At 34.4% G+C, this 15,382-nt stretch carries 11 protein-coding genes; 4 read left to right on the top strand and 7 right to left on the bottom strand.

The window, feature by feature from the left end:
* Positions 1-110: 110 nt before the first annotated feature.
* Positions 111-2,123, top strand: a complete 2,013-nt coding sequence (locus L0669_RS21655; protein WP_263759933.1) for a BCCT family transporter — start codon at positions 111-113, stop codon at positions 2,121-2,123.
* A 214-nt stretch (positions 2,124-2,337) separates the two neighbouring features.
* Here L0669_RS21655 and L0669_RS21650 read toward each other — a convergent pair whose 3' ends face one another.
* The 7 genes from L0669_RS21650 to L0669_RS21620 form a co-directional block, all read right to left on the bottom strand.
* On the bottom strand, positions 2,338-4,128 hold the full coding sequence (locus L0669_RS21650) for an acyl-CoA dehydrogenase family protein (RefSeq protein ID WP_263759932.1): 1,791 nt from the start codon (positions 4,126-4,128) through the stop codon (positions 2,338-2,340).
* Between the two features lie 232 nt (positions 4,129-4,360).
* Positions 4,361-5,542 carry a thiolase family protein gene (locus tag L0669_RS21645; protein ID WP_041515965.1) on the bottom strand — a complete coding sequence of 394 codons (1,182 nt, stop codon included), beginning with the start codon at positions 5,540-5,542 and terminating at the stop codon, positions 4,361-4,363.
* Between the two features lie 83 nt (positions 5,543-5,625).
* Positions 5,626-5,955 (bottom strand): four helix bundle protein, encoded by a 330-nt coding sequence (locus L0669_RS21640; protein ID WP_263759931.1) that lies wholly within the window; start codon positions 5,953-5,955, stop codon positions 5,626-5,628.
* Positions 5,956-5,985: 30 nt separating this feature from the next.
* Positions 5,986-8,376 (bottom strand): 3-hydroxyacyl-CoA dehydrogenase/enoyl-CoA hydratase family protein, encoded by a 2,391-nt coding sequence (locus tag L0669_RS21635; protein ID WP_263759930.1) that lies wholly within the window; start codon positions 8,374-8,376, stop codon positions 5,986-5,988.
* A 68-nt stretch (positions 8,377-8,444) separates the two neighbouring features.
* Positions 8,445-8,903 (bottom strand): MarR family winged helix-turn-helix transcriptional regulator, encoded by a 459-nt coding sequence (locus L0669_RS21630; RefSeq protein ID WP_173971236.1) that lies wholly within the window; start codon positions 8,901-8,903, stop codon positions 8,445-8,447.
* A 221-nt stretch (positions 8,904-9,124) separates the two neighbouring features.
* Complete coding sequence (locus tag L0669_RS21625) at positions 9,125-10,162, bottom strand: helix-turn-helix transcriptional regulator (RefSeq protein ID WP_263759929.1); 1,038 nt, start codon at positions 10,160-10,162, stop codon at positions 9,125-9,127.
* Between the two features lie 538 nt (positions 10,163-10,700).
* Positions 10,701-11,324: an HD domain-containing protein gene (locus tag L0669_RS21620; protein WP_263759928.1), complete on the bottom strand. Its 624-nt coding sequence runs from the start codon at positions 11,322-11,324 to the stop codon at positions 10,701-10,703.
* A gap of 479 nt (positions 11,325-11,803) precedes the next feature.
* Between L0669_RS21620 and L0669_RS21615 the strand changes: the two genes are divergently transcribed.
* The 3 genes from L0669_RS21615 to L0669_RS21605 all read left to right on the top strand — a co-directional run bounded on the left by L0669_RS21615 (position 11,804) and on the right by L0669_RS21605 (position 15,345).
* Positions 11,804-13,321 carry a TROVE domain-containing protein gene (locus tag L0669_RS21615; RefSeq protein WP_263759927.1) on the top strand — a complete coding sequence of 506 codons (1,518 nt, stop codon included), beginning with the start codon at positions 11,804-11,806 and terminating at the stop codon, positions 13,319-13,321.
* Between the two features lie 771 nt (positions 13,322-14,092).
* Positions 14,093-14,629, top strand: a complete 537-nt coding sequence (locus L0669_RS21610) for a hypothetical protein (RefSeq protein ID WP_263759926.1) — start codon at positions 14,093-14,095, stop codon at positions 14,627-14,629.
* 155 nt (positions 14,630-14,784) lie between these two features.
* Positions 14,785-15,345, top strand: a complete 561-nt coding sequence (locus L0669_RS21605) for a hypothetical protein (RefSeq protein WP_263759925.1) — start codon at positions 14,785-14,787, stop codon at positions 15,343-15,345.
* Positions 15,346-15,382 lie beyond the last annotated feature (37 nt).

Here is a 15,382-nt window from a genome sequence, read left to right as displayed (position 1 = left end):
TACGATACATCTCTACATAAATTATCAAAACTGTATTTGTTATCAAAAACTTCTTAATCTTAATCTAAGGTTCAGAATCTGCTTTGATAATAGTGACAAACCATTTCATCATGAATAAATCTAAAAGCTCAAGTGTCTTTAAAACCAATTTTACAAAATCAGTTGCATTACCAAGTTTAGCTATAATTATTGCAATTTCATTGTTTTGCGTTTTTTTTTCGAAGGACACGGAGCAGGCACTTAATATTGTAAAAGAAATAATATTTAAAAATTTAAGCTGGCTTTACGTATTGTTAGTGACTGTTTTCGTTTTGTTTCTGATCACACTGGCAATTAGTAAATTTGGAAAAATAAAATTGGGTGCAGATGATTCTGAGCCTGAATATTCTTTTTTTTCCTGGATAGCAATGCTTTTTGCCGCCGGAATGGGAATTGGTTTAATGTATTTTGGAGTAGGGGAAACGATGTCGCATTATGCAACGCCGGCAAATGCTAATTTGGCGGATAATTTACGTGCGAAAGAAGCGCAATTGTATACTTTTTTCCATTGGGGTTTTCATGCCTGGTCGATTTATGGTGTAGTAGGACTCTCATTGGCGTATTTTGCCTACAGACACAATTTGCCACTTGCAATTCGAAGTGGATTTTATCCAATTTTAAAAAATAGAATTCACGGAAGGTTTGGCAATATTGTAGATGTTTTTGGTTTGTGCAGTACTTTTTTCGGAATTGCGACAACACTTGGTTTTGGAGTGGTGCAATTAAGTGCCGGATTAGTTAGTCTTCATTTAATCTCGGAATCCAGTTTTAGTTATCAAATTATTATTGTTTTGGTAGTAATGGTAATTGCTGTTCTTTCGGCCATTTCAGGTTTAGGGAAGGGGGTCAAAAAATTAAGTGAGCTGAACATTATTATGGCCGTTTTATTAATGTTGTTTATTTTAGTTTTTGGACCAACAATCTACATTTTAAGTACTTTTACAGAAGGTCTGGGGCATTATATCAGTCATTTCATTTCACTTACTTTTAATACATATGCTTATGAACAGGGAAGCCAGGAATGGTTCTCTAAGTGGACTATTTTATATTGGGCATGGTGGATTTCATGGGCGCCTTATGTTGGATTATTTATTGCAAAAATTTCTAAGGGAAGAACTATAAGAGAGTTTATCCTGGCGGTATTATTTATTCCTGCGTTTTTTAATTTTTTGTGGATGACAGTTTTTGGGAGCAGCGCCGTCTGGATTGATGAACATATCGCACACGGAGCTTTAAGCGAATTTGCTAAAAACCCGGATACATTATTGTTTAATTTCTTTACTTATTTCCCTTTTACTACGTTTTTAAATATTTTATCTATTCTTATTATTTGCGTGTTTTTTATCACATCAGCAGATTCGGGAATTTTTATAATGAATGGTATAGCATCAAAAGGAGCAGTGAGTTCTCCAAAATGGCAAAGTGTGTTTTGGGGTATTCTATTGTCTCTTTTAGCATTAAGTTTATTGCATTCGGGTGGTTTGGCATCTCTTCAAACGATGACATTGATTACTGCTTTGCCTTTCGGAATTATTATGGCGCTTTTGTGTTATAACTTATGGAAAGCATTGGTTGTAGACAGTGAATATAGTGCCAAAAAATATTCGCACGGAAGTTTGAATTGGAACAACAATAACTGGAAAGAGCATTTAGAAAAGATCGTGACTGTTTCTAAAAAGAAAGACATTCATAAATTTTTGAATCAAACGGTGAAAAAAGCTTTTGAAGAATTAGTAGTCGAATTGGCTAAAAATAATATTGAGGCACACATCAATTCTTTTTCTACGCCCCAACAAGCCGTTGAGTTAGAAATAAAATACGATCAGTTGCGCAACTTTAAATATGGGGTAATGGCTCAGAAACAAACGGTTTCTGAAACCTTACTAAATGAAAAAAATACTCCCGACATTGACTTGGAATTTATTTTTCAACCCGTTACTTATTTTGGAGATCATCGTAAAGGATATGACATTCAATATTTGAGTAAAGACGGAATTATCTCAGATGTTTTGAGGGAATATGAGCGTTTTTTAAACCTAAGTTCTGAGGGAGATCATGATTTGATTATGAAACCAAATAATTAATTATTAAATGTAAATGGTTAATTATTAAAATAAATGCTGTATGAGTTTAAATTTGAGCGTTATGTTTAAATGAACTTATATCACTTATATGGTGAAAAAACGATTTGCATAAGACGCAATGCTGTCTCCCAACAGATGGTAGAAAAAAATAAACCCGCACTGTTTCGTATAAGTGCGGGTTTAAACAAATTAAAAGCTAAAAACTATTTTTATATTAGAAGCAGTATTCGTTTTCTGCAACTAATTTAGATGTAATAACCTCTCTTAAGGCTACAACATTTGGATTGTTGGTGTATTTTGTAAAACGCTTTAATCCCATTAACATCATACGTTGTTCATCTCCTTCAGCAAAAGAAATAATTCCTTCTTTACCTCTTGAGTTTACAATATCTACCGCTTTATACAAGTATAATTTTGCCATAGCAATTTGCTCTTGTACTTTATTTTCACCTTGATTTTTGGCTAATTTTTCAGTTCTAAGGATTGTACTTTCAGCCATGTAAATCTCGATTAAGATATCAGAAGCAGCCATTAATAACTGTTGGTGAGCATCTAAATCCGGACCGTATTTTTGAACAGCACTTCCGGCAACCATCAAGAAAACTTTCTTAAGGTTAGCGATAATTCCTTTTTCTTCAGCAAATAATTCAGAGAAATCAGGAGTATCAAAAGATGGAATTCCCATTAATTCTTCAGAAACTTTCATTGCTGGTCCAAGTAAATCAACGTGACCTTTCATTGCTTTTTTGATCAACATACCTACAGAAAGCATTCTGTTGATTTCGTTTGTTCCTTCGTAGATTCTAGCGATACGAGCATCTCTCCACGCACTTTCCATCGGAGTGTCTTCAGAGAATCCCATTCCACCAAAAATCTGAATTCCTTCATCAGCACAAGCCTGAACATCTTCAGAAACTGCCACTTTAAGGATAGAACATTCGATAGCATATTCTTCAACACCTTTTAATTCAGCTTCCTGGTGAGAAGTTCCTTCTGCTTCACGAGCAGCGATTCTGTCTTCGATATCTTTTGCAGCACGGTAAGAAGCGCTTTCTCCAGCGTATGCATTAGTTGCCATTTCAGCTAGTTTAGAACGGATCGCTCCAAAAGATGAAATTGCAGTATTAAATTGGATTCTTTCGTTAGCATATTTTACTGCATTTGAAGTTACTCTACGTTGTGCATCTAAACAAGCTGCAGCCAATTTAATACGACCAACGTTCAAAGCGTTCATTGCGATTTTGAAACCGTTTCCTCTTTCAGACAACATGTTTTCAACAGGAACTTTCGTATCGTTGAAGAAAACCTGACGAGTAGAAGAAGCACGAATTCCTAATTTATGCTCCTCTTCATTCATAGAAATTCCGTTTGACGGATCGTTTTCTACGATGAAACCAGTAATATTTTTGTCATCTCCAATACGGGCAAAAACGATGAAAACGCTACAGAAACCTGCATTCGAAATCCACATTTTTTGTCCTGTAATAGAGTAGTGTGTTCCATCTTCAGATAAAACTGCTTTAGTTTTTCCTGAGTTAGCATCAGATCCTGCGCCTGGTTCAGTTAAGCAATAAGCTCCAAACCATTCTCCAGAAGCCAATTTAGGAACGTATTTTTTCTTTTGTTCTTCAGTACCATAAAGCGTTATTGGCATAGTTCCAATACCTGTATGAGCACCAAAAGCAGTTGAGAACGATCCTGTAGCACCAGAAATGTAATCACAAACCAGCATTGTAGATACGAATCCCATTCCTAATCCGCCGTATTCCTCAGGAACCGCAACCCCTAGAAGTCCAAGTTCACCAGCTTTACGCATAGATGATTCAGTATAAGCATAATCTTTCTTTTCGAAACGATCTTTGTGTGCCCATAATTCTTTGTCAACGAACTCTTTTACAGAGTCACGCATCATTAACTGCTCTTCCGAAAAATCTTCAGGTGTAAAGATATCTTCGCACTTTGTTTCTTTAACTAGGAATTGACCTCCTCTTGTTTTGTCGCTCATGACTTTTATTTTTTTTTGTTTTTAGTATCTTTTTATTTATGCTTTTATCCTCAATCTTGTCATTTCGACGAAGGAGAAATCTTCGCAAGTTGCTCTACAAAGATTATCAGCTGTGTGGAAAATCATCGTGGAGATTCCTCGTTCCTCGGAATGACAAATTAGATGGTTACTTTGTCGAATTACTAGTGTGATTTCTCCTTCGTCGAAATGACAAATAGGAGACAATACTTTCTTATAATACCTCGTAGATACCAGCGCTTCCTTGCCCAGTCCCCACACACATAGAAACGATTCCGTATTTATTACCTCTGCGTTTCATTTCGTCGAATAACTGAACAGAAAGTTTAGCACCAGTACAACCCAGAGGGTGTCCTAAAGCGATCGCTCCACCGTTTACGTTTACGATATCTGGATTTAAACCTAACTCGCGAATTACAGCCAAAGACTGAGAAGCAAAAGCCTCGTTTAATTCAACCAAGTCAATATCTTTCAATTCTAAACCAGCTTGTTTCAAGGCTTTCGGAATTGCTTTTACTGGACCAATACCCATGATTCTTGGTTCAACACCAGAAGAAGCAAAGTTTACCAATCTTGCAATTGGCTCAAGGTTTAATTCTTTCACCATATCCTCGCTCATGATTAAAACAAAAGCAGCACCATCACTCATTTGAGAAGAGTTTCCGGCAGTTACGCTTCCGTCAGCAGCAAAAACAGGTCTCAAACCAGCCAAAGCAGCAACAGAAGTTCCGGCTCTTGGACCTTCGTCTTGTTTTACAACATAAGATTTAGTTTCTTTTTTACCATTTTCATTGATGAAAGTCTGCTCAACAGTAATCGGAACGATCTGTTTGTCGAATTTCCCTTCAGCCTGAGCTTTCAAGGCTTTCATGTGAGAGTTATAAGCAAACTCATCCTGATCTTCTCTAGATATTTTGTATTGATTAGCAACCGCTTCAGCAGTTAAACCCATTCCCCAATAGTAATCTTCGTGACCTGCAGCAGCAACTTTATAATCCGGAGTTGGTTTGTAACCTCCCATCGGAATAAAACTCATACTTTCTGCACCACCTGCAATGATACAATCTGCCATTCCTGATTGGATTTTAGCAGTCGCCATTCCGATAGTTTCTAATCCAGATGCGCAATAACGGTTAACTGTTACACCGGGAACATCTTCTACTTTTAATCCCATAAGAGAGATCAAACGTCCAACATTAAGTCCTTGTTCAGCTTCCGGCATGGCATTTCCTACCATAACGTCATCGATACGTTTTTTGTCAAAATCAGGCAACTCATCCATCATAAACTGAATGGTTTCTGCAGCTAATTCATCAGGTCTTTTAAATCTAAAAACCCCTTTTGGTGCTTTTCCTACCGCAGTACGGTAAGCTTTTACTATATATGCTGTTTTCATAAATGATTGTATTAAGATTGGAGAATTAAGTATTAAGATTTTCCAATTGTTTTGTTGATTTTATCTTTTAGTGATCTTTGAAATTAAAAATTCATATTTGAAACCTCTACTAATTGATTAATAGGTGGTTGAATTAGATCTTCACTTACAAGCTTAAGTCTTTTAGCAAGTATTAATTGAGTTATCAATTCAAAAGTTGAACCATTTGCAATTCCTAAAAAATGCATAAATTCTTTGTCTGAATTTCTCCCAGAACCTTCAGCAATATTTGAAGGAATCGAAACAGCACATTTTTTTATTTGATGAATTAAATTGAATTTCTCGTCATTGGGTAATAATGAAGAAATCTCATAAACATGAACTGCAATATCCATTGCTTTCTGCCAAATCTTTAATTTTTCAAACTGGTGCATTTCTTAATACTTAATTCTTATTACTTGATACTAGTTTCTCAAAGGTTTTCCTTTAGTTAACATATATTGAATTCTCTCTAAAGTCTTACGTTCAGTACATAAACTTAAGAAAGCTTCACGTTCGATATCTAATAAATATTGTTCAGATACTAAAGTCGCTTCAGATAAATCACCACCGGCCATTACGTAAGCCAGTTTGTTAGCGATTTTCTTATCGTGCTCAGAAATGTATTTTCCAGCTTCCATTTGATCTGTTCCTACTAAGAACATTCCGAGAGCTTGTTTTCCTAATACTTTCACATCAGTTCTTCTGATAGGCTGTGTATAACCAGCTTCTGCCATTAGCAAAGCATGTTTTTTAGCTTCAGCGATCTGACGATCTTTGTTTACCACAATAACGTCTTTTCCATGTTGAAGAAGTCCTGTATCAAAAGCTTCATAACCAGAAGTCGAAACTTTAGCCATTGCGATTGTTAAGAAATACTCTTGAAGAACGTTTAATTCCACATCATTTTTGCGGAATAAATCAGACGCTCTCAAAGCCATTTCTTTAGATCCACCACCACCAGGAAGTACACCAACACCAAATTCAACTAATCCCATATAAGTTTCAGCAGCAGCAACCACTTTATCAGCGTGTAAGCTCATTTCGCATCCACCACCAAAAGTCATTCCGTGAGGCGCAACAACAACTGGAATTGATGAATAACGAACGCGCATCATTGTGTCCTGGAACAATTTGATTGCCATATTCAACTCGTCATATTCCTGCTCAACCGCCATCATGAAAATCATTCCGATATTAGCTCCAACAGAGAAATTTGCTGCTTGGTTACCAATAACTAAACCTTGATATTCTTTTTCAGATAAGTCGATTGCTTTATTGATAGCCTGAAGTACATCGCCACCAATAGTATTCATTTTAGATTGGAATTCTAAATTCAAGATTCCGTCTCCTAGATCTTCAATGATTGCACCACTATTGCTCCAAACTTTTTTGCTTTCGCGAATGTTGTTTAGGATAATAAATGAATCTTGTCCAGGAACTTTAACTTGTGATTTTGTTGGAATGTTATAGAAATAAGTAGCTCCTTCTTTTACAGTATAGAAACTTTCGCTTCCGGAAGCCAACATTTCAGTAACCCATGCAGCTGGTTCAAGACCTTCTGCTTTCATGATTTCGATTCCGTTGGCAACACCTATCGCGTCCCAAATTTCGAATGGACCATTTTCCCATCCAAAACCAGCTTTCATCGCATCATCAATTTTGAATAATTCGTCTGAGATTTCAGGAATTCTGTTTGACACATAAGCAAACATTCCAGCGAAACTCTTACGGTAGAATTCTCCCGCCTTGTCTTTTCCTTTTACTAAAACTTTAAAACGATTGATAGGTTTATCGATAGTTTTTGTCAGTTCAAGCGTAGCAAAATTTGCTTTTTTTGCAGCGCGGTATTCTAATGTATCTAAGTCTAAAGAAAGAATATCTTTATCTACTTTTTTATAAAAACCTTGTCCTGTTTTGCTTCCTAACCAATTGTTCTCCATCATTTTTGTGATAAAATCAGGAAGTTTAAACAATTCGTGTTGTTCGTCTGTCGGGCAGTTTTCATAAATACCATTGGCAACGTGTACCAAAGTATCTAAACCAACAACGTCAACCGTACGGAAAGTAGCCGATTTTGGACGACCAATAACCGGTCCAGTCAATTTATCAACTTCTTCAATCGTTAATCCCATTTCTTTTACCAAGTGGAATAAACTTTGGATTCCGTAAATCCCAATTCTGTTTCCAATAAACGCCGGAGTATCTTTAGCAACAACCGAAGTTTTTCCTAAGAATTTAGAACCATATTCGTTTAAGAAATCCAATACTTCAGTTGAAGTTTTTGGACCAGGAATAATTTCAAATAACTTTAAGTAACGCGCAGGGTTAAAAAAGTGAGTTCCGCAGAAGTGTTGTTGAAAATCTTCGCTTCTTCCTTCGCTCATAAAATGAATTGGAATACCAGAAGTGTTTGAAGTAACCAAAGTTCCCGGTTTACGGAATTTCTCGATTTGCTCAAAAACTAATTTTTTGATATCCAAACGCTCTACAACAACCTCGATAATCCAGTCAACATTGGCAATTTTAGCCATATCGTCAGTTGTATTTCCAGTTGTAATTCTGTTGGCAAATTTTTGACTGTAGATAGGAGACGGTTTCGATTTTAATGAATTCGTCAAGTGCTCGTTTACTACACGGTTGCGAACAACTTTACTTTCAAGCGTTAATCCTTTTTTAGTTTCAGCTTCTGTCAACTCGCGGGGTACGATGTCAAGCAGTAAAACTTCAACACCAATATTGGCAAAATGACAAGCTATTCCTGAACCCATAATTCCGGATCCAATTACAGCAACTTTTTTAATTGTGCGTTTCATAAGTCGTTAATATTTGTTTTTGTTTTTTTTGAATTTGAAATAAACCGTTTCATTAATATGAAGTGGTATTATTCATTTTCTATTTTTTCTGTTTGATTAAATATATTCTTGTCCTGAATTAATTCGTTGATGATTTCAGAAACTTCGATGAAATGGTTTAGTTTTTCATCCGAAACATGTTTTCTGATCGTTTCATTAAATTTCAGAACTGTATTTTTAGATAACTCTCTTTTTTCTTTTCCAAAATCGGTTAGGTATATCAAAACACCGCGACCATCCGTTGGGTTTTTCTTTCGAACAATCAAACCTTTGTCTTCCATCGATTTCAATGTTCTCGTCAGGCTCGTAGCTTCCATTCCCATTCTTGGCCCTAATGCGGTAGACGGAGTTCCGTCTTCCTTGTCAATACTCAAAAGTGCAAATCCCGTCGCCATTGTAGCATCGTATTTAGCAGCTTCTTCATTGTACATTCTTGATACAGCTTGCCAGGTAGCTCGCAAAATATAATCTATTGTTTTCTCTTTCATATGTAACTATATCGATTTCAAATATAATCAAAAAATACTATGCATGCATATTAATTTATGATAAATTTTTGGTTAGTAAAAAAATATCTCTGATTTAGAGTGGTTTATGGTTTAATTTTAATTGAAATATACTATTCTTTTTTGAGATTTTAACAAAATTGATGCTGTAAAAAACGTTTTATGGTTTTAATTTAAGATAAAATTCTATATTTTGTAAAAAATCATGCGTTTAATTCAGTCTTGTCTTCAGCGTCATAGCGCGAAATAGCCTTCTCAAGGATCTTTTTCATACGATTTCGTAAGTTTTCCGGTTTGATAATTTCTATACCATCACCAAAACCTAACAGTATGCGTTCCATTTCATAATTAGGCGAAATAAACAAATGCACAATAATACTTTTGTCCTCATTTTCCTTAATTAGTCTTTGCGTATGGTGCAAAGGTTTGGTAATAACATAAGGCGCATTTACGGCATCAATCCACAATTCGATTTTTCTGGGCTGTAAACCGGAATTCACCGTAACGCCAATTACATTTTTATAGAATAATTCAGCATCAAAATCTTCCTCTAAATAAGGCAGATTAAAATCATAATCAATACTAATAATTCGATCTAAAGCCAAATTGGTAATAGGAGCAGCCCCTTTTTTCTTTCCTACCAAGAACCATCTGTTATTAAACTCCTTCAATATAAAAGGATGAAAATGAAACTTAGCCTCTTCTCTCGATTTAAACGATTTATAAGTAATCACCAAAACAATCTTCTTGATAATCGCCTGATACACTTCATCCAGATAATGTAAACCTTTCAAACCCTCGTTTTTATCCAGATAAATAACCGGTTTGGTATGCGATTTTTCCGCGTAGATTTTATCCTCCAGTCGCTGTAAAATATCCGACACATCATTAAATAAAGAGAAATCCTTAAACTGTTTCAACATCGAAACTGTTTCAGTCAAAACATTCATATCCGTTTCTGTCAGCGGAATATCCGTTATCGAAAACTCATCATCTTCATATTTATAATATTTTTTGTCATACACGACAATTGGCGCATTATAACCCAGTTTTTCACTTCGCATCAGCTGAATATCCATCTGAATCGTTCGTTTGCTAATTGGGTTTTCCCGACCTTCATATTCAAACAAAGCTTCAGAACAACATTCGATTAAATCCTCCAAAGTCCATTGCCTGTATTTATTTTGCAAGCATTTGTCAATGGTTTTGTACCGTATTAAGGCATTTTTGTTTTGTGACATAGTGTATGTTTTTGGGCGTGTCCCTCCGGGTCGGGCTTTACGTTACAATCTTTTGTTTTTTAAAGAAAAAAACAAAAGGATTTTCACTGCAATCCCTCACGCATATATGTTAATAAGAAAATTTCGTTTTTATAATATTAAAAAATGATTTTTTGATTTCAATTTTCCGTTCTAATTTCCCATTTCAATTTTCCATCTCAATTTTCCGCAGAGACGCACAGCAGTGCGTCTAACACCACGTAACCACAATTTATTCACATTTCGATAAACCAATTGTTATCGACATTCGTTGCGTAGACGCACTGCTGTGCGTCTCTACAATATACAAACGTCAATAGAAAATCTGTTTTTTTGGCATCTTTGGCAAACCCGACAGGTTACGTTTAGCATGTTATGGATCATCTTTGTGTTAGACGCACTGCTGTGCGTCTCTACAGAAATACGTTGTGTTATCATCCTATTTTCAGATAAAAAACGGAATCATTTTAATCCTTTAATCTGTGGCAAAAAAAATTTGCGACTCTGCGACTTTGCGAGATTATTTTTTACTTTCTAAAATGTTTATCTCTTTTTCAATATTCATTCTCGCTTTCTCTTCATACAAATTCCGAAACTCCTCGGTTTGGAAAATAAATTCATTTTCCAGAAAATGCTTCAAAGCTTTCGCTCTTCCGGGTTTGTATAGAAAATCAGGATAAATGCCGTATTCTTTTCTAATTTGTTCGAAATAGATTTTATAATCTTCCCAATCCCGGGCGAGAATCTTCAAATCAAAATCAATTAACCAATTAATATCTTCTATTATATTATGCTGATGTTGTTGTGTAGCGCAAATCGCATCAAAAACCAATTGGCGATCAAATGAGATATTTTCAGGTAAAATCGACAAAGCAAATTCGGCGCTTTTGAGTTCGTTGTCTTTTTTAGAACTTTTATAGATGTAGTCGTGATAAAAAATAGAAAACAATATTTCGTTTGGCTTATCAAGTTTATCACGATACGTTTCAAAACTCTCAATCATTGTTGCAATATGCGTCAGATTATGATAATGCCTTGATTTACCAGAATATGCCTTTTCTAATTCCAGCCAGTTTTGTTGAATTTCATTTGCTGAAAAGCCAATATTCGAAAGTAATTCAGAATAAATTTTATTTAAATTCATGTTGTTTTATTTAAATCTGATGAAAGCTCCAAAAGGGCGTAATATTTATAACCAATTTTACATTATTCAGTATCAAGCTCCAGCGGAGCGGAATATCTATAGCAATTTATTACAAAGTGAATCAAAAGCTCCAGCGGAGCGACATCTTAGTTTTTATGTTGGCTAATAAATATGTCACCCCGCTGGGGCTCTTAAAAATACATTCTTAAAACGGCTATAAATATGTCGTCCCTCTGGGACTTTCTTGTTTCTATCTAAAACTATAAATATGTCTATCCCTCTAGAATTTTATTTACTTTATTTAAAACGCTATAAATATGCCGTAGATAAAGGGATTTATGCAATTTTATTAAATCAATATTTACTCAAATATAAAATTCTTTTTTTACTGCGCAAAATAATTGCGTAGTAGTTCTGAAATCTTTGTAATGTCAAAAGGGAACAACGATAGATTGTTTAATTTTTAAAAACGAGAAATTATGAAATTCAATTTTTTAGCAAAAGAAAAAAACACCGTAGTGAATTATGAAAAGGCAGCAGCTTTTACATTAGGAACAGATTATGAATTGTATGCAGCGGTTGTAACAACAAGTTTAAATGCTTCATTTTATGAAAAAGATACAACTCGTTTAGAAAGAATTAAAGAGTTGATCAAAAAAGCCGATCCCGTTTTTGTTGCAAAACTAGCCGTTTATGCCCGAAACGAAATGCATATGCGCTCAGTTCCATTAGTATTAATAGTAGAGTTGGCCAAGATATATTCCGGTGATTCCTTAATCAGTAAAATGATTATGCAAGTTATACAACGTGCAGACGAAATAACTGAATTATTAGCGTATTACCAAATGGCAAATGAGCGAAACGGAATCAAAAAATTAAACCGTTTGTCTAAACAAATACAAAAAGGTTTGGCACATTCATTCAATAAATTTGATGAATATCAATTTGCAAAATACAACCGTGATGGTGCAGTGAAATTAAAAGACGCTTTGTTTTTGGTACATCCAAAAGCAAAAGACGAAGCACAACAAACATTGTTCAATAAAATAGTAAACGATAGTTTAGAAACACCATATACCTGGGAAACCGAATTGTCAAGAATAGGTCAGATAAAATATTTTAACGAAGCTGAAAAACAAAAAGCATTCACCCAAAAATGGGAAGAATTGATCGATAGTAATAAAATTGGTTACATGGCTTTGTTACGAAATTTGCGTAATATAGTAGAAGCCAATGTTTCACGATTTCATATGTTAAAAGTTTGTGATTATCTTTCTAATGAAAAAGCAGTTGCAAATTCGAAACAATTACCATTCCGATTTTTAGCCGCTTATCGCGAGTTAAAAACTTTGGATTCTAAATATATATCTATGATTTTGGATGCTTTAGAAGATGCCGTTATGGTGAGTGCGCAAAATATAAAAGGTTTCGATATCAATACGTCAGTTGTAATTGCTTGTGACGTTTCGGGTTCGATGCAAAAAAATATCTCGCCAAAAAGTAAAGTAATGCTTTACGATATTGGTTTGATGTTGGGTATGTTGATGCAAAACCGTTGTAAAAATGTGGTGAGTGGTATGTTTGGTGATCGATGGAAAATAATCAATATGCCAAAACGAGCCATATTGTCAAACGTAGACGAATATTACAAACGTGAAGGTGAAGTAGGTTATTCGACAAACGGTTATTTGGTTTTGGAAGATTTGATCAGCCGAAATGAAATAGTAGATAAAGTGATGTTGTTTACAGATGTTCAAATGTGGAATAGTAATTACACAAAAGATTCATTTGCAAATTCCTGGAGCCGTTATAAAAATATCGCACCAAATGCAAAATTGTATTTGTTTGATTTGGCAGGTTACGGTCAGGCACCAATAAATGTCGAGAAAAACGATGTGCATTTAATCGCCGGTTGGTCAGATAAAGTATTTGATGTATTGAATGCTTTAGATGATAAAAGCAGTGCTTTGAATTACATCAACAGAATAGAATTATAAAAATAAAATCTACTGCGCGAAATAATTGCGCAGTAGTATTTGAATCTTTGCAATAGAAAAGTTCATTGAAAAATAGGAATAAAAAACAAGTGTCGTAGATAAGTGTTACTTCGCATTGATAACGCCCGGGACGTGGGTTCGATCCCCACCAATTCTGTTTAATTACAGAAATGTAGCTCAGTGGTTAGAGCAGGATATGTCACTTATTGCCAGTTGCCTTGTTTTAAAATAAAAAGTATTGGTTTCGTAGATAAGAGTTACTTCAGGGGAATTGTAGTGCAGGTTCGAATCCTGTTCAGTTTAGGCTGATAGTGAAATGGTAACACACAATTATATAGTCTCTTATTGATTATTATCCAGTACTTTAAAATAAAAAAGAATGTCGTAAATAAGGGTTACTTCGTCTCAAATTTGGGGAGGAATAGCGAAGTTGTAGAAACAGCAAGGTTATCCAGTTCGACTCTGGCAAGACAAGCCCCGTTTCTCTTATTGCCTTTTACTTCTTTTTAATCCGAAAAATGTCGTGTGTGAGAAATACTTCGTTCCAAAAAGAATTCTCATCAATTGTTGCTTTTTCAAATTTATAAGATGCCGTCTATAAAGCGCTACTTCGCGGCATGATAATATTAGGTTCGAATCCTAAAAGTCGCTTATAGAATATTGCTCTTAAAAAAAAGAGTGTCGTCAGGAAATGGTTACTTCGTTCCAAAGAAAATTAAACCATTCCTAAACATTACCTCTTTTAATTATTAAAAAATAAAATTTTACGATATGACAGTAAAAGATATAAAATATAAAGTCGAAAAGAAGTTCGAAAAAATACGACTCTATAATAATGTTTATGGATTTCAGATACAACCTAATACCAAGTTTACAAAAGGTATTAGCAGAAAAGAAATTGATAAACTGGAACCTCTTTTTGGATTTAATTTTCCATGGGAATATAGAGAAATGCTGCTCGTTTTTACGAATTTAGATACACCAATGATTTCGATTAGTCCGGAAGACAACTCAATTGTAAAATACTCTAAAGAAAACTTTTTTTATAATTATCCTGAAGATTATGATAAATCAAGATGGCTGATAGATGAAATCGAAGAATTTAAAATAGAGGCCGAAGCTGCTCTTACAGAAGCTGGTTTTGATGTCTCAAAAATAGAGGGTTTTATCCCAATGCATAATCATAGAGCAATTGTGGTTTTTAAAAATAAAGATCTCTCGCCGGTTATTTCAGTCCACGGAGCTGATATAATAGTGTTTGGCAATAATTTGAAGGAATACTTGCGATATGAACTTTTAAATCATTAATAGTTTTATTATCATTTCTCGTAGGTCAAAATAACAAACCATGAGTGAATTACTTTAAATAAAACTTTGCGACTCTGCGACTTTGCGAGAAATAAAATCTACGCAAAATAATTGCGCAATAGTATTTGAATCTTTGAAAAAATAAATTGAGTGATATGAGAAATTCAGAATTTGAAATCCATCCTTTTGATCAAGCTTTCTATATTGAATCTTTATTAAAGAAAACACATTCAGTTTTAAATGATGCTAAATCATTAAATAAATTTTGGATGAAGAAGAACTATCATTGTAAAAATGATGATATGATTCTAGATTTTTTTGAGAATATTATTCTTAATGCGGGAGGAATTTCCAGATTTTTTTGGCCTTCAAGCAAAAAAGTGCATTATAATATTAGAGGGTTAAAACTACGCGAAGTTTATGAAATTAATGATTCAAATGTTTTAAAAAATCGAGACATGCGAAATCACATCGAACATTTTGATGAAAAATTAGATGATTTTTTAAAAGAATTTTCTACATGGAAAGTAACGCGAAAGTATGTGGGACCATTAACTTTTGTAGATGATAATAGAACATTTTTCAGAGCATATTTTTATGATAAGGATATTTTTAAAATGTTCAACGTAGAATATGAAATGGAGCCAATTATAGCTGAAATTAGAAGAATTCATGAGATTTTATTACAACAACAAAAAAACGGCAGTCGATTTTAAAATAACTGCGCAGTAGTACAAAACCTTTGCACCTATG

Origin of the sequence: Flavobacterium bizetiae, from assembly GCF_024271895.1 — a bacterium.
GTDB classification, from domain to species: domain Bacteria; phylum Bacteroidota; class Bacteroidia; order Flavobacteriales; family Flavobacteriaceae; genus Flavobacterium; species Flavobacterium bizetiae.
The sequence above is the reverse complement of the archived record's forward strand: the minus strand, read 5'-3'. Positions and strand labels throughout refer to the sequence as shown.